The sequence below is a fragment of the Verrucosispora sp. ts21 genome (assembly GCF_002879555.1).
Classification (GTDB): Bacteria; Actinomycetota; Actinomycetes; order Mycobacteriales; family Micromonosporaceae; genus Micromonospora; species Micromonospora gifhornensis.
Window position 1 is genome coordinate 1 of record NZ_PNOZ01000099.1, and the last position, 19,525, is coordinate 19,525.

The 19,525-nt window shown below is 71.0% G+C and carries 21 protein-coding genes; 10 read left to right on the forward strand and 11 right to left on the reverse strand.

The genetic code is table 11. The features are described from left to right. Positions 1-15: 15 nt before the first annotated feature. The 7 genes from C1A38_RS27530 to C1A38_RS27555 all read right to left on the reverse strand — a co-directional run bounded on the left by C1A38_RS27530 (position 16) and on the right by C1A38_RS27555 (position 3,827). Positions 16-414 carry a Fur family transcriptional regulator gene (locus C1A38_RS27530; RefSeq protein ID WP_013735369.1) on the reverse strand — a complete coding sequence of 133 codons (399 nt, stop codon included), beginning with the start codon at positions 412-414 and terminating at the stop codon, positions 16-18. Then, positions 411-542, reverse strand: a complete 132-nt coding sequence (locus C1A38_RS32270; protein WP_269764261.1) for a hypothetical protein — start codon at positions 540-542, stop codon at positions 411-413. The genes C1A38_RS27530 and C1A38_RS32270 overlap by 4 nt, the downstream gene beginning before the upstream one ends. Beyond that, positions 539-838, reverse strand: coding sequence for an ArsR/SmtB family transcription factor (locus C1A38_RS27535; RefSeq protein WP_102660618.1), 300 nt, complete (start codon positions 836-838; stop codon positions 539-541). Before C1A38_RS27535 ends, C1A38_RS32270 begins: the two co-directional genes overlap by 4 nt. A 37-nt stretch (positions 839-875) precedes the next feature. Further along, positions 876-1,745: a metal ABC transporter permease gene (locus tag C1A38_RS27540; protein WP_043725473.1), complete on the reverse strand. Its 870-nt coding sequence runs from the start codon at positions 1,743-1,745 to the stop codon at positions 876-878. Continuing rightward, a complete protein-coding gene (locus C1A38_RS27545; RefSeq protein ID WP_013735366.1) occupies positions 1,742-2,506 on the reverse strand; it encodes a metal ABC transporter ATP-binding protein in 765 nt (254 codons plus the stop codon). Before C1A38_RS27545 ends, C1A38_RS27540 begins: the two co-directional genes overlap by 4 nt. After that, the gene (locus C1A38_RS27550; protein WP_102660619.1) at positions 2,503-3,501 is read right to left on the reverse strand and encodes a metal ABC transporter substrate-binding protein; all 999 of its coding nucleotides are present in this window, start codon (positions 3,499-3,501) and stop codon (positions 2,503-2,505) included. The genes C1A38_RS27545 and C1A38_RS27550 overlap by 4 nt, the downstream gene beginning before the upstream one ends. A gap of 68 nt (positions 3,502-3,569) precedes the next feature. Then, entirely contained in the window at positions 3,570-3,827 is a 258-nt protein-coding gene (locus C1A38_RS27555; protein WP_013735364.1) for a hypothetical protein, read from the reverse strand. A gap of 29 nt (positions 3,828-3,856) precedes the next feature. Here C1A38_RS27555 and C1A38_RS27560 point away from each other — a divergent pair, with 29 nt between their 5' ends. The 3 genes from C1A38_RS27560 to C1A38_RS27570 all read left to right on the forward strand — a co-directional run bounded on the left by C1A38_RS27560 (position 3,857) and on the right by C1A38_RS27570 (position 6,304). Continuing rightward, a complete protein-coding gene (locus tag C1A38_RS27560) occupies positions 3,857-4,198 on the forward strand; it encodes an antibiotic biosynthesis monooxygenase family protein (RefSeq protein WP_013735363.1) in 342 nt (113 codons plus the stop codon). Positions 4,199-4,337: 139 nt separating this feature from the next. Beyond that, complete coding sequence (locus C1A38_RS27565) at positions 4,338-4,811, forward strand: Rv0361 family membrane protein (protein WP_102660629.1); 474 nt, start codon at positions 4,338-4,340, stop codon at positions 4,809-4,811. 113 nt (positions 4,812-4,924) lie between these two features. After that, on the forward strand, positions 4,925-6,304 hold the full coding sequence (locus C1A38_RS27570; protein ID WP_102660620.1) for a glycine--tRNA ligase: 1,380 nt from the start codon (positions 4,925-4,927) through the stop codon (positions 6,302-6,304). A gap of 52 nt (positions 6,305-6,356) precedes the next feature. Here the strand turns inward: C1A38_RS27570 and C1A38_RS27575 are convergent, their stop codons facing one another. Then, the gene (locus C1A38_RS27575; RefSeq protein ID WP_102660630.1) at positions 6,357-7,316 is read right to left on the reverse strand and encodes a hypothetical protein; all 960 of its coding nucleotides are present in this window, start codon (positions 7,314-7,316) and stop codon (positions 6,357-6,359) included. A gap of 182 nt (positions 7,317-7,498) precedes the next feature. On the opposite strand from C1A38_RS27575, the gene dusB reads away from it, so the two are divergent. The 3 genes from dusB (at position 7,499) to C1A38_RS27590 (ending at position 10,084) form a co-directional block, all read left to right on the forward strand. After that, on the forward strand, positions 7,499-8,665 hold the full coding sequence (gene dusB, locus C1A38_RS27580; RefSeq protein ID WP_502696961.1) for a tRNA dihydrouridine synthase DusB: 1,167 nt from the start codon (positions 7,499-7,501) through the stop codon (positions 8,663-8,665). A 97-nt stretch (positions 8,666-8,762) separates the two neighbouring features. After that, positions 8,763-9,638 carry a helix-turn-helix domain-containing protein gene (locus tag C1A38_RS27585; protein WP_502696960.1) on the forward strand — a complete coding sequence of 292 codons (876 nt, stop codon included), beginning with the start codon at positions 8,763-8,765 and terminating at the stop codon, positions 9,636-9,638. Positions 9,639-9,667: 29 nt separating this feature from the next. Further along, positions 9,668-10,084, forward strand: a complete 417-nt coding sequence (locus tag C1A38_RS27590; RefSeq protein WP_102660622.1) for a nuclear transport factor 2 family protein — start codon at positions 9,668-9,670, stop codon at positions 10,082-10,084. A 72-nt stretch (positions 10,085-10,156) separates the two neighbouring features. Here the strand turns inward: C1A38_RS27590 and C1A38_RS27595 are convergent, their stop codons facing one another. Both C1A38_RS27595 and C1A38_RS27600 read right to left on the reverse strand, forming a co-directional pair. Then, on the reverse strand, positions 10,157-10,810 hold the full coding sequence (locus C1A38_RS27595; protein ID WP_102660623.1) for a C39 family peptidase: 654 nt from the start codon (positions 10,808-10,810) through the stop codon (positions 10,157-10,159). Between the two features lie 434 nt (positions 10,811-11,244). Further along, complete coding sequence (locus C1A38_RS27600) at positions 11,245-12,993, reverse strand: beta-N-acetylhexosaminidase (RefSeq protein WP_502696962.1); 1,749 nt, start codon at positions 12,991-12,993, stop codon at positions 11,245-11,247. Between the two features lie 397 nt (positions 12,994-13,390). Between C1A38_RS27600 and ppdK the strand changes: the two genes are divergently transcribed. Continuing rightward, positions 13,391-16,099 (forward strand): pyruvate, phosphate dikinase, encoded by a 2,709-nt coding sequence (ppdK, locus tag C1A38_RS27605; RefSeq protein WP_102660625.1) that lies wholly within the window; start codon positions 13,391-13,393, stop codon positions 16,097-16,099. A gap of 66 nt (positions 16,100-16,165) precedes the next feature. Here ppdK and C1A38_RS27610 read toward each other — a convergent pair whose 3' ends face one another. Beyond that, positions 16,166-16,669: a roadblock/LC7 domain-containing protein gene (locus tag C1A38_RS27610; RefSeq protein WP_102660626.1), complete on the reverse strand. Its 504-nt coding sequence runs from the start codon at positions 16,667-16,669 to the stop codon at positions 16,166-16,168. Between the two features lie 290 nt (positions 16,670-16,959). Here C1A38_RS27610 and C1A38_RS27615 point away from each other — a divergent pair, with 290 nt between their 5' ends. The 3 genes from C1A38_RS27615 to C1A38_RS27625 all read left to right on the forward strand — a co-directional run bounded on the left by C1A38_RS27615 (position 16,960) and on the right by C1A38_RS27625 (position 19,438). Beyond that, a complete protein-coding gene (locus tag C1A38_RS27615; protein ID WP_013735352.1) occupies positions 16,960-17,313 on the forward strand; it encodes a VOC family protein in 354 nt (117 codons plus the stop codon). Then, the gene (locus C1A38_RS27620; RefSeq protein WP_102660627.1) at positions 17,303-18,526 is read left to right on the forward strand and encodes a deoxyguanosinetriphosphate triphosphohydrolase; all 1,224 of its coding nucleotides are present in this window, start codon (positions 17,303-17,305) and stop codon (positions 18,524-18,526) included. The genes C1A38_RS27615 and C1A38_RS27620 overlap by 11 nt, the downstream gene beginning before the upstream one ends. A 69-nt stretch (positions 18,527-18,595) precedes the next feature. After that, positions 18,596-19,438 (forward strand): siderophore-interacting protein, encoded by an 843-nt coding sequence (locus C1A38_RS27625; protein ID WP_102660628.1) that lies wholly within the window; start codon positions 18,596-18,598, stop codon positions 19,436-19,438. Positions 19,439-19,525 lie beyond the last annotated feature (87 nt).

The window sequence follows — 19,525 nt, forward strand, 5'->3', positions numbered from 1 at the left end:
TGAGGGGGGAGGGGGTTAGGGGGTGCAGGTGGGGCAGGTGCCGAAGATTTCCAGGGTGTGGCTGACGTTGGTGAAGCCGTGTTGGGCGGCTACCTTGTCGGCCCAGGTTTCCACTGTGGGGCCGGCGACCTCGACCGTGCGACCGCAGGCCCGGCAGACCAGGTGGTGGTGGTGTCCTTCGCTGCACCTGCGGTAGAGGTGCTCGCCGCCCGGCGGGCGCATCACGTCGATCTCGCCCGCGTCGGCCAGGCCCTGCAAGGTCCGGTACACCGTGGTCAGGCCGACCCGCTCGCCGCGATCCCGCAGCATCGCGTGCAGATCCTGGGCGCTGTGGAAGCCTTCCACCTCGGCCAGTAGGGCGCTCACCGCCGAGCGTTGCCGGGTGTTACGGACCGCCGTCCCGCTGTCGCTCATGACGGCACTCCACTGCGCTGCTCATCACCCCGAGGCGCGGTCGCGCTGACCTGGCAGACCACGATGGTGCCGGGCTGGGCGTCGCCACCAGGCATTGACGTTCTGAGCTGACCGATTCGCTCGCTCATGATCCCTCCCCGGCATGGCTCACCGCGTCGGCGACGATGTGCGCAACATGCTCGTCGACCAGGGCGTACGCGATCTCCCGGCCGCGCCGGGAACCGCGGACCACGCCGGCGCCGCGCAGTACCCGTAGGTGCTGGGAGACCAGCGGTTGGGCGACGTCGAGCTTGTCGACCAATTCGTGCACGCAGCGCTCGCCGCCGGCCAGCTCGCTGACGATGGCGAGTCGGATCGGCGCGGAGAGGGCACGCAGGAGCTCACTGGCGCCCTCGTACGCGTCGTATCCGGATTCGCTGCTCACTCTGCAACGGTAACCAATACCGACAGGGTCATCGTGGTCAGGACCGGTCGAGCACCACCTCGGGTGGCTCGGGTGCGGGCACCGGCTCCGGTCGGGTCCGGCGGATCCGACGCCAGCCGGCGGCGAACAGGGTGATCACCACGAACGAGGCGATGGCGAGCACCACCACCGAGGCGCCGGGCGCGGTGTCGGCGACCGCCGCCACCCAGATGCCGGCGCCGGCGGCGAACAGGCCGAGGGTCATCGCCGCCGTCATGGTGGCGCGGAAGCCCCGGGTGACCTGTTGGGCGGTGGCCACCGGCACCACCATCAGCGCGCTGATCAGCAGTACGCCGACCGCCCGCATCGCGATCGTCACGGTGATCGCGGTGGTGACCGCCAGCAGCAGGTTCAGGGCGCGTACCGGCAGGCCGGAGACCCGCGCGTACTCCTCGTCCTGGCAGACCGCGAACAGTGCGGGCCGCAGGGCGATCATCGTGATCAGCACGGCCACACCGAGCACCGCGATGGTGACGAGGTCGCTGCGGGAGGTGGTGGTGAGCGCCCCGAACAGGTACGCGTTGAGGTTCGCGCTGGTGCTGTCCGACAGGCCCACCAGCACCACGCCACCGGCGATGCCGCCGTAGAAGAGCAGGGCCAGGGCCAGGTCACCGGAGGTACGGCCCCGTTCGCGGATCAACTCGATGGCGACCGCCCCGATCACAGCCGCGATCACCGCCATGATCACGGGGGAGGTGCCGAAGAGCAGGCCCGCGCCGACGCCGGTCAACGCCACGTGCCCGATGCCGTCCCCGATCAGCGCGAGCCGCCGCTGCACCAGGTAGATGCCGAGCGCCGGTGCGGCCACCCCGATGACGAGCGCGCCGATCAGCGCGTTCTGCATGTACTCGTACTGAAAGAGGGTCAATTCGTGCCCCACAGCCCGGCGGGTTCCTCGGGACAGTGCGGATGCACGTGGTCGTGGTCCGGCGCCGCGTGGTGCCCGGCCGGTTCCGGCACCGCGCCGTCGTGCGCGATCAGACCCTGGTGTACGACGACCGCCCGGCTGATCAGCGGCTGGAGCGGACCCAGCTCGTGCGCCACCAGCAGGACGGTGCCGCCGCCGTCGGTGAAGCCGCGCAGCGCCTCGGCGAACGCCTCCTGGCTGGCGGCGTCCACCCCGGCCGTCGGCTCGTCCAGCACCAGCAGTTCGGGCTTACCGGCCAGCGCGCGGGCGATCAGGGTGCGCTGCTGCTGCCCGCCGGAGAGGGTGGCCACCGGGTCCTTCGCCCGGTCGGCCAGACCGACGGCGTGCAGCGCCTCGGTGACGGCCGTGCGGTCGGCGCGCCCCGGTGGGCGCAGGATGCCCCGGCGGGCCAGCCGGCCGGAGGCCACCACCTCGGCCACCGTGGCCGGTACGCCGCTGCCCGCGCCGAGGCGCTGTGGGACGTACCCGATGCGGTGCCACTGGCGGAACCGGCGTGCCGGCTCGCCGAAGAGGGTCACCGAGCCGGAGCTGAGCGGGACCAGCCCGAGCACGGCGCGGATCAGGGTGGACTTGCCGGAACCGTTGGCGCCGAGGACCGCGACCACCTCACCGGCGGTCACGGTCAGTGAGACGTCCCGCAGCACGGGGCGGCCGTCGTAGCCGACCACCCCGTGCGTGACGGTGATGACTTCAGGTGTCACGAGCAGCTCAACGCCGTCCGCAGGGTCTGCAGGTTGGTACGCATCACCGAAAGGTAGTCCTCCCCGCTGTTGCCGGTGGACAGGCCCTCCAGCGGGTCGAGCACCGCGGTCTGCGCGCCCACCTCCCGGGCGATCGTCTCGGCGACCTTGGGGCTGACCAGCGTCTCGAAGAAGATCGTGGTGGCGCCGTGCTCGCGCGCCTCCTCGGTGACCGCGGCCAGCCGCTGCGGCGACGGCTCGTCCTCGGGCGAGAGGCCGGTGATGCCGATCTGCTCCAACTGGTAGCGCTGCGTGAGGTACCCGAACGCGGTGTGGCTGACCACGATCTCCCGGCGCTGGCAGGTCTTCAGCCCCTCGGTGAACTCGGTGTCCAGCTGCTCCAGTTCGGTGCGCAGGGTGGCGGCCCGCTGGGTGTACTCGTCGGCGTGGTCCGGGTCGACGGCACCGAGGCGTTCGGCCAGCTTGTCGCCGATGGTGGCCAGCCGGGTCGGGTCGAGCCAGACGTGCGGATCCTTCGCGCCGTCGGACACCTCGTCGGCATGCTCGTCATCGTGGTCGTGGTCGTGGTCGTGGTCGTGGTCGTGCTCGTCACCGTGGTCGTGGTCGTGGCCGCCGGCGGTGGCGTCCAGCAGGGGCTCGACGGCGGCCACGTCGAAGGCCCGGTCGCCGCCGTTCTGCTCGATCGCGGTGTCCACCGCGGGCTGGAAACCGTCCAGGAAGATGATCAGCTCCGCGTCGATGATCTGACCGACCTGCCGCGGGTTCAGCTCCAGGTCGTGTGGCTCGGCACCCGGACGGGCCAGGTTGGTCACCGTCACGGCGTCCCCGCCGATCCGCTCGGCCAGGAACTGCAAGGGGTAGAAGCCGGCCACCACGTCGACCCGCTCCGGGTCGCCACCGGAAGTGGTGTCGGTGCTGCAAGCGGCGACGCCGGTCAGGGCGAGCAGCGCGGCGGTGGCGGTGGCCAGGACTCGGGGGGTGGTGCGGAAGGTCATGTCATCGACTGTCCGCGACAATGACAATGATTGTCAAAAACGCATAATTGCATGTCGGAGCAGGTCGATCAGAGCAGCTTCACCAGGCCGACGGTGACCAGCAGGGTCAACATCAACAATCGGATCAGCCGGGTCGGCGGCGTCTGCACCGGCCAGGTCGTCACCAGCAGGGCGGCCACCGCGGCGGCGAGCAGCAGGGTGAACAGCCCGCCCAGCGGGCCCGGGGTGAAGAACGCGACAAGTACGAGAAGCAGGGTGATCAGGAACACGGTCGTCGGGTTGGCCCGGGCCAGGCGGCCGGCGACCCGGCGCTGCGTACGCTGCATCCCACAGACTCTACGAGGAGGAGTGCCCGGTGCTCGTGACCAACCGGTTCGTGGTCGACGACGACGGCGCGCAGGATTTCACCGAACGGGCCCACGCCGCCCTCGCGGCGCTGGCTGCCCGCCCCGGTTACCTGCGCGGGCAACTGGTCCGGGCGCTGGACGACCCGCGACACTGGTGCCTGGTCACCGAGTGGGAGTCGGTGGGCACCTACCGCCGCGCGCTCGGTGGCTTCGACGTCAAGGTCACGGCGATACCGCTGCTCGCCGAGAGCATCGACGAGCCGTCCGCGTACGAGACGTTGGCCAGCGCCGCGCCCGACGGCGACGTGGTGGTGGTCGACAGCGATCGCGCTGCGGGTCCTTACCGCTGAGCTGTCGGGCACTACGCTGGCTGCTATGACCGATCCCGGACCGGCGGCCCCACCACCCCAGCCCCCGCTGCCCGGCCAGCAGAATCCCCAGCCGCCGAGCCAAGGTGCCTTCGCACCGCCCGGTGTGGTCGAGTCAGGCGTGCCGACACCGCCGACCGGCCCCGGAGCGGCGCCGCCGTTCGCGGCGCCGCCGACCGAGGGCCGTCGCTCCCGACTCTGGCTCGGCCTCGGTGCCGGGGCGTTGGCGCTTGTGCTCTGCTGCGGTGGCGGGGGCGCCGCAGTGGTCGGCCTGCTGGTCAGCGGGGTGCAGGCGATCGAGGAACAGGGCCGTACGGTCTCCAGCGACTACTACCGCGCCCTGGCCGACGGCGAGTACGGCCAGGCGTACGACCAGCTCTGCGAGGACGCCAAGCGGCGCGAGTCCCGGCAGGAGTTCGAACGCCGGGCCGCCGCCGAGCCGCAGATCGTCTCCTACCGGGTCGGCAGCGTGGACACCACCACGCTTACCGTGCCGGTGGACGTCACCCTCGCCGGCGGCGGTCAGGAACGGCAACAGGTCGTGCTCGGCCAGGACCAGCAGACCGGTGCCATGGAGGTCTGCGGAGTCAACTGACCGGCCGCAGGTAATGTGCTGGGTTCGGGACCACGGCAGTCGTACCGTTGTCCCGAACTGTTCCTGCCATCCCACCGCGTCCCCGCCGACCGCCAGTCGGCGTAGGAGGAAACATGCCAGCAGACCGTATCGACGCCATCGTCAGCCTCGCCAAGCGCCGAGGCTTCGTCTTCCCCTCCAGTGAGATCTACGGAGGCACCCGATCGGCGTGGGACTACGGCCCGCTCGGCGTGGAGCTCAAGGAGAACGTCCGCCGGCAGTGGTGGAAGACCATGGTCCAGCAGCGTGACGACGTGGTCGGGCTGGACTCCGCGGTCATCCTGGCCCGGGACGTGTGGGCGGCCTCCGGCCACCTCGACGCCTTCGTCGACCCGCTGACCGAGTGCCAGTCCTGCCACAAGCGGTTCCGCGCCGACCACCTGGAAGAGGCGTACGCGGAGAAGCACGGCAAGCCGCTCGCCTCGCTCACCGAGCTGAACTGCCCGAACTGCGGCAACAAGGGCACCTTCACCGAGCCGAAGATGTTCAACGGGCTGATGAAGACCTTCCTCGGCCCGGTGGAGAGCGACGAGGGCCTGCACTACCTGCGCCCGGAGACCGCCCAGGGCATCTTCGTCAACTACAACAACGTGGCCAACGCGGCGCGGAAGAAGCCGCCGTTCGGCATCGCGCAGACCGGCAAGTCGTTCCGCAACGAGATCACCCCGGGCAACTTCATCTTCCGGACCCGCGAGTTCGAGCAGATGGAGATGGAGTTCTTCGTCGAGCCCGGCACCGACGAGCAGTGGCACGAGTACTGGCTCTCCGAGCGCTGGAACTGGTACGTCGACCTCGGGCTCTCCGCGGAGAACATGCGCTTCTACGAGCACCCCAAGGAGAAGCTCTCCCACTACTCGAAGCGCACCGTCGACATCGAGTACCGGTTCCAGTTCGGCGGCAGCGAGTTCGCCGAGCTGGAGGGGATCGCCAACCGCACCGACTTCGACCTCTCCACGCACAGCAAGCACTCCGGGGTCGACCTGTCGTACTTCGACCAGACCAAGAGCGAGCGCTGGGTCCCGTACGTGATCGAGCCGGCCGCCGGCCTGACCCGCGCGGTGCTGGCGTTCCTGCTCGAGGCGTACGACGTCGACCAGGCCCCCAACGCCAAGGGCAAGATGGAGGAGCGCACCGTGATGCGCTTCGACCCGCGGCTGGCCCCGGTCAAGGTGGCGGTGCTGCCGCTGTCGCGCAACGAGGCGCTCTCGCCCAAGGCCAAGGATCTCGCCACGCAGCTGCGCAAGCGCTGGGTGGTCGAGTTCGACGACTCGCAGGCGATCGGCCGCCGCTACCGTCGCCAGGACGAGATCGGCACCCCGTTCTGCGTCACTGTCGACTTCGACACCCTGGACGACAACGCGGTGACCATCCGCAACCGGGACACCATGGCCCAGGAGCGCATCGCCCTGGACCAGGTCGAGCGCTACCTGATCGACCACCTCCCCGGCTGCTGAGGTGTAAGGAAGGGCCCCTTCTTAACGCCTGGCGTAGAGGAGGGGCCCCTTGTTAACAACTGGGCTGGCCGACGCGTACCAGGGCAGTGGCGCCGACACCGCGCCGGGAGTCGTACGCGTCCTCCACCGTGCGGCGCACCCGGCGTGGCTCGCGGCGGATCTGCGCGGGCGTGAAGTGCAGCACCAGGATGCCGTGCCGACTCAGCTCGTTGTGCCGGTCCAGCGTGCGCGTCCAGTCCGCAGGTCGGAAGTGGTACTCCTGCGAGTCGACCTCCAGCGCCACCGCCGCGTCGGCCAGATAGCCGTCAGGTGTCGGCAGCGACGTGCCATCCGCGCCGAGCAGCCGGGGATTCCAGTGGATCTCGCTCAGCACGCTGCTGCCCGCCAGACACTCCCGCAACTCCGCCTCGGGCGCGGACCGGGTCCCCGCCGCCACCTCCTCGAACGCCTTCCTGATCAACGCAGTCCGGCTGCGTCGCGCTCGCCTGATCTCCTCGTCCAGGGACGTGAGATCGGCGTACCCCCGCTGCACGGCCTCGGCCACGATGGCGCGCACCGGGCGGAGTTGCCGCAGGTCGCGCGCCGCGTCGACCACCGCGCGGGCCGGAGAGCACACCGGGTACAGCGGCGTGGCCCGGGCCCGGTCGTCCAGGGCCAGAGCCCGCGAGACCACCGCGAAACCTGCGGATCTGCGTCGTGCGTGATGCGGCACGATCAGCTGTACGTCGTCGCTGCGCGGGCTCTGTCGGAAGCCGTACCAGGTCAGCGCGGCCAGGCCGGTGAGCTGTGCCTCGCCACCGGCGTACAGCGCCGCCGAGATCCGCCGCTGCTCGTCGGTCAGGGTGCCGGTGACCAGGGCGTACGTCGCGGGCAGGACCCGTTGCCAGAGGGTGCGCCGGGTCTGCCGGTACAGGTACATGTCGTCGAAGCCGCAGGTCAGCAGTTGGGTGCGGCTGACGATCTGCTGTTGCCGCTCCGCCAGCTCGGAGAACTCGGGTGGATGGGTACGCATGCCGCGCAGCATCACCGCACTCGCCGGCCTGTGTCCCGCCCGCGCCGGGCACCTGTGGACGACCGCGCACGCTGTGGACAGCGCCCCGACCTCGCCGTGAGTGTGTTATGCGTCGCGTTAACAAGGGGCCCTTCCTATGCACGAGGCGTTAAGAAGGGGCCCTTCCTTACACTTGGGCGGTGATGATGTCGAGTGCTGCGCTGGGGCCGTTGAGCATCGGACGGCACCAGGTGTGGCCGCCTGTGGTGCTCGCGCCGATGGCGGGCATCACCAACGTCGGTTTTCGGCAGCTCTGCCGGGAGCAGGGCGGCGGCATCTACGTCTGCGAGATGATCACCACGGTCGCCCTGGTCGAGCGGAATCCGAAGACCCTGCGGATGATCGCCTTCGGGGCGGACGAGAGCCCGCGCAGCCTCCAGCTCTACGGCACCGACCCGGAGATCACCGCCGCCGCCGTGCGGATCGTGGTCGAGAAGGACCTCGCCGATCACATCGACCTCAACTTCGGCTGCCCGGTCCCGAAGGTCACCCGGCGCGGTGGGGGCGCGGCCCTGCCCTGGCGACGCCGACTCTTCGCCCGCCTGGTCAAGGCCGCGGTGGATGCCGCCGCACCCGCCGGGGTGCCGGTCACGGTCAAGATGCGCAAGGGCATAGACGACGACCACCTGACGTACGTCGAGGCGGGGCTGGCCGCCCAGGACGCCGGGGTCGCCGCGGTCGCCCTGCACGGGCGTACGGCCGCACAACGCTACTCGGGCACCGCCGACTGGGACGCCATCGCCACCCTCAAGCAGGCCCTCGACGTGCCGGTGCTCGGCAACGGCGACATCTGGGAGGCCGACGACGCACTGCGGATGGTGGCCCACACCGGCGTCGACGGGGTGGTGATCGGACGGGGCTGCCTGGGCCGGCCGTGGCTCTTCGCCGACCTGGAGGCGGCCTTCGCGGGGCGTACCGAGCGGCGGCTGCCCACCCTGGGCGAGGTGGCGCTGACCATGCGCCGGCACGCCGAGTTGCTTGTCGACCAGTTCACCGCCGGGGCGCGCAACCCGGCTCGGGGCGAGCGGGACGGCTGCACCGACTTCCGCAAGCACGTCGCCTGGTACCTCAAGGGCTTCCCGATCGGCAGCGAGCTGCGCCGCGCCCCGGCCATGATCGACAGCCTGGCCCAGCTCGACGACCTGCTCGGCAAGCTGGACCCGACAGTGCCCTTCCCGACCGAAACGCTTGGCCAACCACGCGGACGCACCAATTCCCCGGGCAAGGTCTTCCTGCCCGACGGTTGGCTGGCCAGCCGCGACGACGACACCGTCCCCCAGGGTGCCGAGCTGGACGACTCCGGCGGCTGAGCGCAGACCGGCGGCCTTCGGGCATTACCTGGCAGGTAATCGACTCCGCGCGGGTGGTCCGGCACGCTGGCGTGCACGCCCGAGGACGAGGAACCCGATGAACCTGCCCCCACCGCTGTGTCGATCGAGCTTTTCGCCCGTCCGCGCTGGACGCGGTACCGCCGGAGCTGCCGTGACCGCCACCGTGCCGGCGCTCTCGGTCGGCCCGGCGCTGCGCCGGTGGCGGGAGGTGCGGCGGTTGAGTCAGCTGGAGTTGGCCGTGCGGGCCGACATCTCCACCCGCCATCTGAGCTTCGTCGAGACGGGCCGGTCGCGGCCGAGCCCGGAGATGGTGCTTCGCCTCGCCGAACACCTCGACCTGCCGCTACGCGAACGCAACCGGCTGTTGTTGGCGGCGGGCTACGCCCCGGCGTACCCGCAGACCGCGCTGACCGCCCCCCGGATGGCACCGGCCCGCGCCGCCGTCGGGCAGGTGTTGGCCGGCCACGAGCCGTACCCGGCGGTGGTGGTCGACTGCAGGTGGCAGATGGTGGACGCCAACCAGAGCCTGACCATCTTCACCGACCTGGTCGCGCCCGACCTGCTGGCGCCTCCGGTGAACGTGCTGCGGGTGAGCCTGCATCCGGACGGCCTCGCCCCGCACATAGCGAACCTCGGCCAGTGGCGTGCGCACCTGCTGGCTCGGCTGGCACGGCAGGTCGAACTGACAGGTGACGCGGGGCTGGCCGCCTTGGACGGCGAGTTACGTGGCTATCCGAGCGACGGCCCGGAACCGGACGTCGAACTGCCCGGCCCAGGCGACATCGTGGTGCCACTGCGACTGCGGCACGACGGTGCAGAGTTGGCCTTCATCAGCACCATCGCGACGTTCGGTACGCCACTGGACGTCACGTTGGCCGAACTGTCCATCGAGTCGTTCTATCCGGCGGACGAGCGTACGGCGGCAGTGCTGCGCGAACGCAGCCGACGGTGACCGTGTCCCCTGCCCTTGGAGGTCGTGAAGTGTCCGCTACCCGGCAGACCGTCGACACGCTGCTGTCCCGCATCGTCGCCGGTGCGGCACCCGAGCGAATCGCCGAGCTGTACGCCGACCAGGTCGACTGGCAGGTCAACTGGCCGAGCACCGAGCACCTCGACGTGCCGTGGATCCGTCCGCGCTCGACCCGTGCCGACGTCGCCGACCACCACCGCACGCTGGCTGCGGCCACCGTGCCGGGTCAGGCCGAGGCGACCGTCACCGGCATCCTCGTCGACGGGCCGGACGCCGTGGTGTTCGGCCAGGTCGCCCAGACCGTACGCCGTACCGGCAAACGGTTCACCGCTCGTTTCGCGCTGCACCTCACGGTGGCCGATGGCCGGATCGTCCGGCACCACGTTTACGAGGACAGCCTCGCCATCGAGGCCGCCTGCCGGAGTTGACGCCCGCAGCTGAACAACGGCAAGGGCCGACCCCGTACGGAGTCGGCCCTTGCCGTTCGCGGTGGTGGATCGTCAGCTGGTGGCGGTGTAACCGCGGGTGGCGATCCAGTCGGCGAGGTCGTCGGTGGTGAGCTGGTAGGTGGCGGTGGCGGGGTTGGCGGAGTCGGCGATGGTGACGGTGTCGCCGTCGTCCTGGTAGCCGGTGACGCTGATGTAGTGGCCGCCTTCGAAGCTGTGGACGACGCCGTCGGTGTCGGTGGTGGTGCCGGCGATGTTGGCTACCACGGCGTGGCCGCTGTCGACGGTGCGCTTGATGTCCTCGCGCAGCTTGTCGGTCTGCTTGTCATCGGCCTTGGCGCCGGGGAGCTCCACCGACTTGTAGACGTCCTTGCCGGTCTCCTTGTTCAGCACCGGGGTGATGTCGTTGATGGAGTCGGTGCCGTTCTCGGTGGTGCCCATCTCCTTGGCCATGGTGTGGACGTCGATGTTCTTGCCCTGCACGCTCAGGGCGTTACGGGCGGCGGCGGGGCCGCAGTAGTAGAAGTTGGGCTGAGCTTCGTAGCGCACGTCGAGCTGGCGCTCGCCGCCGGGCTTGCGGTCGGCCTGCACGGCGGTGGGGGTGCTGGGTGCGGCCTGGGCGGCGACGGCGGGGCCGGCGATGCCACCGGCGGTGGCGGCGGCAGCGGCGAAGGTCAGAGCGGTCTTACGCAGCATGGTGGTACGCATGATGGTGTTCCGCCTTTCATTCGGGGGTGCGCGCGGCGAGCGGTAGGGGGTCGCGGGTGCCGCGCGAAAGGGGGAAGATCCTGCGAAGCAGATGGGCCGTCTCATGCAGCATCGTGTTGGGCTGCTGCTCTCGGCGGTGAGCCCTGATGTCCGGGGGATGTGTAACGCCGGGTGGGGGGGCGGTCATTCCGGCCCGGTCCCGGGGGCGTCGCCGTCGAGGGGGCTTCGCGGTTACCCCCTGTACAACGCCGGGGCTGGGGGCATGATTCCGCCACCACGGTGACCCAGCCCACTGGCCACCGGGGCATCCGTCGGACATATCGCCTGAAGCGTCGCCGTCCGCCTCGCTGTTACGCCGAAACGGCGGGGTCCAGAGCGGCAGGAAACCGCCATTCCGGCGTAACGGAGTCGATCACGCCGGTCAGGTGGGTCCGTCACCCTTGGGCGGTATGGGGCGCGCTTTCGGCAGGCGGCGCGGGTCGGGGCGCGGGGACCGAGGGCTGCGCCGGCCAGGGTAGGTCGGGCGAGCGGTGGAAGGCGATGCCCGCCGCTGTCCAGCGCGGGGCGTGGCCGGCCAGTCGCTGCCGAAAGTCGGACCAGTCGTGAGCGGCCCGGTCGGACTGGGCGGCCGCGTCGGACTGGGTGGACCGGTGGGCCAGGTCCGATGGGGCGGCCTCGCCAGACTGTGCGGATCGGGCGGACCGGTGGGGCTGGGCGGACGGGGGTGACCAGGCCAGTTCGGCGATCGCGGGTAGGCGGGGGAAGAGCATGAACTCGATCTCGGAGCGGGTGGTCACGGACTCCGTCCAGAGCGGTGCCTCGACGCCGAGCACCGCCTCGGCCGGTACGTCGGTCAGGTGGGTGGCGGGGTCCCAGCCGTACGCCTGGTGCACGTCGATGTGGGCGGCCCAGTCATGCCCGATCGGGGTGTCCGGGGCGTACTTCATGTCCAGGTAGGCGTGGTTGGCGGGGGAGAGGATCAGTTTGGCGCCCCGGCGTACCGCGTCGGCGGTGGTCGGGTCGTCGGGGCGGGTGCCCCACCATTGCAGGATCCGGCCGTCGGTGTGCGCGGCAGGGGCGATCTGGTGCCAGCCGATGACCGTCTTGCCGAGCCCGGTCACGATCCGTTGTACCCGTTCGACGAAGCGGGTGTAGACCTCGGCGGGCACCTTGAACGCCTCGTCGCCGCCGATGTGCAGCCACGGGCCGGGGGTGAGCGCGGCGAGTTCGCCGAGCACGTCGGCGACGAAGTCGTACGTCTGCTCGCTCGTCGGGTCGACGTAGCTGAACCCGATCTCGGTGCCGGCGTACGGCGACGGGGTTGTTCCCGGCGGTGCCAGCTCGGGGTGGGCGACCAGCGCGGCGTTGGTGTGGCCGGGCAGGTCGATCTCGGGGATGACGGTGATGTGCCGGGCGGCGGCGTACGCCACGATGCGTCGGTAGTCGGCCTGGGTGTAGTGCCCGCCGGGACCACCACCGACCTCGGTCGCGCCGCCGACGGCGGCCAGTCGGGGCCAGGAGTCGATGGCGATCCGCCACCCCTGGTCGTCGGTGAGGTGCAGGTGCAGCCGGTTGAGCTTGTACCGGGCCAGGTGGTCGATCACCCGCAGCACGTCGGCGACGCCGAAGAAGTGCCGGGCCACGTCGAGCATGGCGCCTCGGTGCGGGTACCGGGGGCGGTCGAGGATCGAGCCGCCGGGCAGCACCCACCGCTCGGCGACCGGCGTGCGGCTCTCGATGGCGGCGGGTAGCAGTTGGCGCAGCGTCTGCACCCCGTGGTGCAGACCGGCGGCGGTGCGGGCGCGCAGGCGTACCCCGTCCCGTGTGACGTCGAGCCGGTAGCCCTCGGCGCCGAGGTCGGCCTCATCGGTCAGTTGCAGGGCGATGCCGCCGGCCGGCGGTTGCCCGACGACGTCGGTCACCGCCAACGGGTACCCGGTGGCCGGGCGGAGCAGCGCGGCGAGTTGCTCGCCGACGGCCAGTGCGGCCGGGTCGGCGCTGACCCGGATCACCGCGTCGGCGGGCAGCACATGGTCGGCGTCGGGATCCGGCGCGACCCGCTCGGGCGCCGGAACCACCGCGCCGAGCCGTACCGCCGCGCCGAGCCGTACCGCCGCGCCGAGCCGGACCGGCGCGGCGGGGGCGAGCTGCGTCGCCGCCGCCCGCTCCGCCGCGCCCGCCAACTCCCCGGCGGTACGCGTGGCGGTGCTCTCGGCCGGGTGCAGCGGCTGCGGTGGGGTGCTGCTGGACAGCGAGGGCTCCGAGGACAACGACGGCTCCGAGGGGTGTATTCGCGGCAGGGGTGGCAATGGTGCGAGGTGTGCTCACAATGCGTGTCGTCAAGAGTACGGCGAGGACGTCCAATGCGTATTCGTGCGTATGGAAACGTTCCCAGAAACCGCGACGATCGCGGACAGTCGTGATTGCTGTGCCTATTGTCACCGAATGGCCCCGAGCCACTCGTTGTTCGCTTAACCTTCGCGCACCGATCGGTACAACTCCCTGGATTGCCGGCAAGTACTTCCGGGGTACAAAACTGAACCTTCGTTAAGTGTCAGTCCGGGCGCGTGGGAGGCTCTGGTGGCAGCGCAGGAAACGGTCGAGCACAAGTACGTCTACGACTTCGCCGAAGGCAACAAGGATCTCAAGGACCTGCTCGGCGGCAAGGGTGCCAACCTGGCCGAGATGACGAACCTCGGCCTGCCGGTCCCGCCCGGCTTCACCATCACCACCGAGGCGTGCCAGGCGTACCTGGCCAGCGGGGAGCAGCCCGCCGGGCTGGCCGACCAGATCGCCGTGCACCTGGCCGCCCTGGAGCAGGGCATGGGTCGACGCCTCGGTGACCCGGACGACCCGCTGCTGGTCTCGGTACGGTCCGGAGCGAAGTTCTCCATGCCCGGAATGATGGAAACCGTCCTCAACGTGGGGCTCAACGACCGCAGCGTGGTCGGGCTGGCCGCGCAGGCCAACGGCAACCAGCGGTTCGCCTGGGACTCGTACCGGCGACTGATCCAGATGTTCGGCAAGACCGTCTGCGAGGTGCCGGGCGAGGAGTTCGAGCACGCGATCGACGAGGCCAAGCGGGCCAAGGGCAGCGCCGACGACCTGGACCTGGACGCGGACGACCTGCGTGCGCTCGTCGACACGTACAAGAAGATCTTCAGCAAGCACACCGGGCGGGAGTTCCCGCAGGACCCCCGTGAGCAGCTCGACCTGGCCATCGGTGCGGTGTTCGACTCGTGGAACGCCGAGCGGGCGGTGATCTACCGCCGGCAGGAACGCATCCCGGCCGACCTCGGCACCGCGGTCAACGTGGTGGCGATGGTCTTCGGCAACCTCGGCCCGGATTCCGGCACCGGCGTCGCCTTCACCCGTGACCCGGCCAGCGGCGCGCAGGGCATCTACGGCGACTACCTGGCCAACGCCCAGGGTGAGGACGTGGTCGCCGGGATCCGCAACACCGTGCCGTTGCAGGAGTTGGAGCGGATCAACAAGGCCGCCTACGACGAACTGCTCGACTACATGGCCCGGCTGGAGCGGCACTACAAGGACCTCTGCGACATCGAGTTCACAATCGAACGCGGCAAGCTGTGGATGCTGCAGACCCGGGTCGGCAAACGCACCGCCGCCGCCGCGTTCGTCATCGCCGGCCAACTTGTCGACGAGGGCCTGATCGACCTCGACGAGGCGCTGCACCGGGTCAACGGCGCCCAACTGGCCCAGCTGATGTTCCCGCGCTTCCAGCTCGACCACGGCTTCGAGGCGGTCGCCACCGGCATCGGCGCCTCGCCGGGCGCGGCGGTCGGCAAGGTGGTCTTCACCTCGGCCCGCGCTGTCGAGCTGGCCGGTCAGGGCGAGGACGTCATCCTGGTCCGGCGGGAGACGAACCCGGACGACCTGAACGGCATGATCGCCTCCAAGGGCATCCTCACCTCACGCGGCGGCAAGACCAGCCACGCCGCCGTGGTGGCCCGGGGGATGGGCAAGACCTGCGTCTCCGGCGCCGACGCACTCGACATCGACGTGCCCAGGCGGCGGTTCACCGTGGCCGGGCAGACGGTCACCGAGGGCGACGTGGTCTCCATCGACGGCACCACCGGCAAGGTCTACCTGGGCCAGGTGCCGGCCACCCCGTCGGAGGTGGTGCAGTACTTCGAGGGCGAACTCGACCCGGAGGCCACCGACGACGCGCTGGTCAGGGCCGTACACCGGATCATGTCGCACGCCGATGCCACCCGGCGGCTGACGGTACGCACCAACGCCGACACGGCCGCCGACGCGGCGCGGGCGCGGCGCTTCGGCGCGGAAGGCATCGGCCTGTGCCGCACCGAGCACATGTTCCTCGGCGATCGGCGGGAACTGGTCGAGCGGTTGATCCTGGCCCGCGACGCCAACGAGCGGGACGAGTCGCTCGCCGCGCTGCTGCCGTTGCAGCGGGCCGACTTCGTGGAGATCTTCCGGGCGATGGACGGGCAGCCGGTCACCGTCCGGCTGATCGACCCGCCGCTGCACGAGTTCCTGCCCCCGCTGGAACAACTCGCCGTCGACGTGGCGGTGGCCCAGGAACGCGGCGAGGACGTGGCCAAGGAGGAGGCGCTGCTGGCTGCCGTACGCCGGATGCACGAGGAGAACCCGATGCTGGGGCTGCGCGGCGTACGCCTCGGTCTGGTCATCCCCGGCCTGTTCGCGATGCAGGTCCGGGCGATCACCGAGGCCGCCGTGGAGTGCACCCGTCAGGGTGTGCGCGCCTGCCCGGAGATCATGGTCCCGCTGGTCGGCGCGGTCCAGGAACTGGAGACCGTACGCACCGAGGCCGAGAAGATCATCGCTGAGGTGGTCGGCGGCAGCGACGTCGAGGTGCTGATCGGCACGATGATCGAGGTGCCCCGGGCGGCGTTGACCGCTGGGCAGATTGCCGAGGCGGCCGAGTTCTTCTCCTTCGGCACCAACGACCTGACCCAGATGGGCTGGGGCTTCTCCCGCGACGACGTGGAGGGCGCCTTCTTCTGGCGCTACCTGGAACTGGGCATCTTCGGCATCTCGCCGTTCGAGTCGATCGACGCCGACGGCATCGGCCGGCTGGTGCGGATCGCGGCCGAGGAGGGTCGGGCCGCCCGCCCCGGCCTCAAGCTCGGCGTGTGCGGCGAGCACGGCGGCGACCCCGACTCGGTGCACTTCTTCCACTCCGTCGGGCTCGACTACGTCTCCTGCTCGCCGTTCCGGGTGCCGGTGGCCCGGCTGGAGGCGGGCCGGGCGGCCGTGGTCACGGCGGGCTCGGACAGTCGCTGAGCGGATCGGGTCGGCGGGCGATCGTCCGCCGACCCGGCCGGTGCTCAGAGCCGACCCGGCCGGTGCTCAGTTCGGCGGCCGCCGCCGGGCGATGTGCGGGTCCCGGCGGGGACGTGGGCCGGGCAGGTTGGCCATCGGGGTGCGTACGGCCAGCGGGGCGCGCCCGTCGGTCTGCAGCGGTGGCATCGGCGTCGATCGGCGGCAGGCGGCAAGCGTCGGCCCGGCCCGATGCACCATCGCCAGCGCCTCCTCGCGCAGCGCCACCAGGTCGGCGCCGGGGGCGGTGACCACGGTCAACAGGACATCCCCGCCGGCCGGATAGGTGATCACACAACCGGCTGCGGTGTGCACCACGGACTCGTGGAACGGGCCCTGCCGGACCGTTGCCGCCATCCGGTTGCCGACGCCGAAGTTCGCGGCGGCCAGGGCTGCCAGGTAGGTGGCGTCCGTCGTGGGCAGGTCGCTGGAAATCAACAGGCCGTCCGTGCCGGCGAGCACCGCGCCGGTGACCTCGGGTCGGCGTCGGCGCAGCGCCTGCAACTCGGTGCCCATCATCGTTTCCGCGTTCACGAGCGTGTCTCTCCCACCGGTCGTGTCTCCGCCTCAACAGGTGACGTTCCGCGTTGGCGACGCTACCCGTGGGCGTCGATAAACGCGATCCCGTGACCGTCGGCAATCGGACGACAACTCTAGTCTGATCGGAGGATGTGAACTCGTCGGCCTCAGTTCGTCGTCGCGCCGTCCGGCGCGGTCGGGCGTAACCTGATGCTCGCCGGAGGACCGTCGTCGCAAAGGGGTGGCCGGATGAGTGTGCGTACCGGGCTGTCGGGTCCTGCCGGTGACCGACCGGAGGTGTCGGCATGACCGTCGTCTGGGCGAGCCTGACCATCGACGCCCGCGATCCGGCCCGGTTGGCCCGCTGGTGGGCCGAGGCGCTCGGCTACCAGGTGATCACCGAGCAGCCCGACGAGGTGGAGATCCGGCAGTCCGTCGACCGGCTGCCCGGCATCGTCTTCGTACCGGTCACCGGTGCCAAGGAGAGCAAGAACCGGCTCCACCTCGACCTGCGCCCGGCCGACCGGGAGGCCGAGGTGGAACGGCTCGTCGACATGGGTGCCCGGCACGTCGACGTGGGCCAGGACGGTACCGACTGGACGGTGCTCGCCGACCCGGAGGGCAACGAGTTCTGCATACTCGCACCGCGTGACGACTGACGCGCAGCGGCGGGTGACGGAGCCGGTCAAGGACGCCGGGGGAGGCCGTTCGCCGTACGAGCGGGACCGGGCCCGGGTGCTGCACTCGGCGGCGTTCCGCCGGCTCGCCGCGAAGACCCAGGTGCACACGGCCGGCACGGACGACTTCCTGCGTACCCGGCTGACCCACTCGCTGGAGGTGGCCCAGATCGCCCGGGAGATGGGCGCGCGGCTGGGCTGTGATCCGGACGTCGTGGACACCGCCGGGTTGGCGCACGACCTGGGACACCCGCCGTTCGGACACAACGGCGAGGCCGCCCTGGACACGGTGGCCGCCGCCTGCGGCGGCTTCGAGGGCAACGCGCAGACGCTGCGGGTGCTGACCCGCCTGGAAGCCAAGGTGTACGACGCCGACGGCACCTCGGTCGGGCTCAACCTCACCCGCGCCTGCCTCGACGCGGTCAGCAAGTACCCGTGGCCACGCCGGCCGGGCCGGCGCAAGTTCGGGGTGTACGCCGACGACCGGCCGGTCTTCGACTGGCTGCGGCGCGGCGCGCCGCCCGGCGAGCGGCGTTGCCTGGAGGCGCAGGTGATGGACTGGGCCGACGACGTCGCGTACTCGGTGCACGACGTGGAGGACGGCATCCACGGCGGATACCTCACGCTGGGGTTGCTGCTCGCCGACGCCGACGAGCGGGCCGCGCTCTGCGCCGACGTGGCCGCCACCTACTCCGCCGAGCCACCCGACTACCTCGGCCAGGTGTTGATGGAGGTGCTGGCCGACCCGCTGCTCGCCCCGCTGGCCGGCTACGACGGCAGCCACCGCGCCCAGGCCGCGCTCAAGGCCACGACAAGCGTGCTCACCGGCCGCTTCGTGGCCGACGCGGTCGCCGCCACCACCGCCCGGTTCGGTCCCGGCCCGCACCGTCGCTACGCGGCCGACCTCGTGGTGCCCCGTTCCCTGCGGGCCCGGTGCGCCCTGCTCAAGGGCATCGCCCTGCGCTACGTCATGCGTCGCCCCGGGGCCCAGGGGCGCTACCAGCGGCAACAGGAGATCATCACCGACCTGGTACGGGTGCTCACCGATCAGGCCCCCGAGGCCCTCGACCCGGTGTTCGCCCCGCTGTGGCACGCCGCCCCGGACGACGCGGGCCGGCTGCGGGTGGTGGTCGACCAGGTGGCCTCCCTCACCGACCCGGCCGCCCTGGCCTGGCACGCCCGCCTGGTCGACTGACGCCGCACGCCCGCCGGGCCGACTGACGCCGCCCGGCCGGAGGTCGGTGGGTGAGGCTAGCCTAACCAGATGACGGAGCGCCCGAAGACAGTCACCGCCACCCGCGTGATCCGCACCGAACGACCCACCGCGCACGTGGTCCGATTGGTGTTCGGCGGACCGGAGCTGATCGGCCTGCCGGTGGGCGAGTTCACCGACCACTACATCAAGTTCGTCTTCCCGGTGCCGGGGGTCGACTATCCGCGCCCGATGGAACTCGCCGCTATCAAGCGTGACCTGCCGCGCGAGCAGTGGCCCCGGCTGCGGGCGTACACCGTGCGGGACTGGGACGCCGCGACCGGCCAGATGACCGTCGACGTCGTGTACCACGGTGACGCCGGCCTCGCCGGGCCCTGGGCCGCCGCCCTGCGACCCGGCGACGAGGTGCTGTTCACCGGCCCCGGTGGGGCGTACGCGCCGAGCCCGGACGCCGACTGGCACCTGATGGTCGGCGACGAGAGTGCCCTGCCGGCGATCGCCGCGTCGCTGGCCCGGCTGCCGGTGGGCGCGCCCGCGCACGTCTTCGTCGAGGTCGACGGCCCGGCCGACGAGCAGCCGCTGCCCAGCCCCGGCACGGTGCAGCTGACCTGGCTGCACCGTGGCGCAGGCCCGGTCGGTGCGGCCCTGGTCTCCGCCGTCCGTGAGCTGGAGTTCCCGCCCGGCACGGTGCACGCCTTCGTCCACGGCGAGGCAAGCTTCGTCCGTGAGCTGCGCCGCCTGCTGCGGGTCGAGCGGGCCGTGCCCCGCGAGGCCCTGTCCATCTCCGGCTACTGGCGTAAGGGCTTCGACGACGAAGGCTGGCGCGCCACCAAGCCCGACTGGAACCGCCAGGTCGAAGCCGACGAACAACCCCAACCGCTGACCGTCAGGTGATCACGAGGCCGACGGCGGCCAGGTAGTGCCACCGCCGGCTCCCGCCGCCGACTCCACCAACCGGTGTACGTGCGCGAGCTGGGCCTG

What these genes read in the sequence shown, in the direction of transcription:
- C1A38_RS27530 (WP_013735369.1), bottom strand. Translation starts at nt 414, where the DNA reads ATGAGCGACAGCGGGACGGCGGTCCGTAACACCCGGCAACGCTCGGCG.
- C1A38_RS32270 (WP_269764261.1), bottom strand. Translation starts at nt 542, where the DNA reads ATGAGCGAGCGAATCGGTCAGCTCAGAACGTCAATGCCTGGTGGCGAC.
- C1A38_RS27550 (WP_102660619.1), bottom strand. Translation starts at nt 3,501, where the DNA reads ATGACCTTCCGCACCACCCCCCGAGTCCTGGCCACCGCCACCGCCGCG.
- C1A38_RS27555 (WP_013735364.1), bottom strand. Translation starts at nt 3,827, where the DNA reads ATGCAGCGTACGCAGCGCCGGGTCGCCGGCCGCCTGGCCCGGGCCAAC.
- C1A38_RS27570 (WP_102660620.1), top strand. Translation starts at nt 4,925, where the DNA reads ATGCCAGCAGACCGTATCGACGCCATCGTCAGCCTCGCCAAGCGCCGA.
- C1A38_RS27575 (WP_102660630.1), bottom strand. Translation starts at nt 7,316, where the DNA reads ATGCGTACCCATCCACCCGAGTTCTCCGAGCTGGCGGAGCGGCAACAG.
- dusB (WP_502696961.1), top strand. Translation starts at nt 7,499, where the DNA reads ATGATGTCGAGTGCTGCGCTGGGGCCGTTGAGCATCGGACGGCACCAG.
- C1A38_RS27585 (WP_502696960.1), top strand. Translation starts at nt 8,763, where the DNA reads ATGAACCTGCCCCCACCGCTGTGTCGATCGAGCTTTTCGCCCGTCCGC.
- C1A38_RS27595 (WP_102660623.1), bottom strand. Translation starts at nt 10,810, where the DNA reads ATGCGTACCACCATGCTGCGTAAGACCGCTCTGACCTTCGCCGCTGCC.
- C1A38_RS27615 (WP_013735352.1), top strand. Translation starts at nt 16,960, where the DNA reads ATGACCGTCGTCTGGGCGAGCCTGACCATCGACGCCCGCGATCCGGCC.
- C1A38_RS27625 (WP_102660628.1), top strand. Translation starts at nt 18,596, where the DNA reads ATGACGGAGCGCCCGAAGACAGTCACCGCCACCCGCGTGATCCGCACC.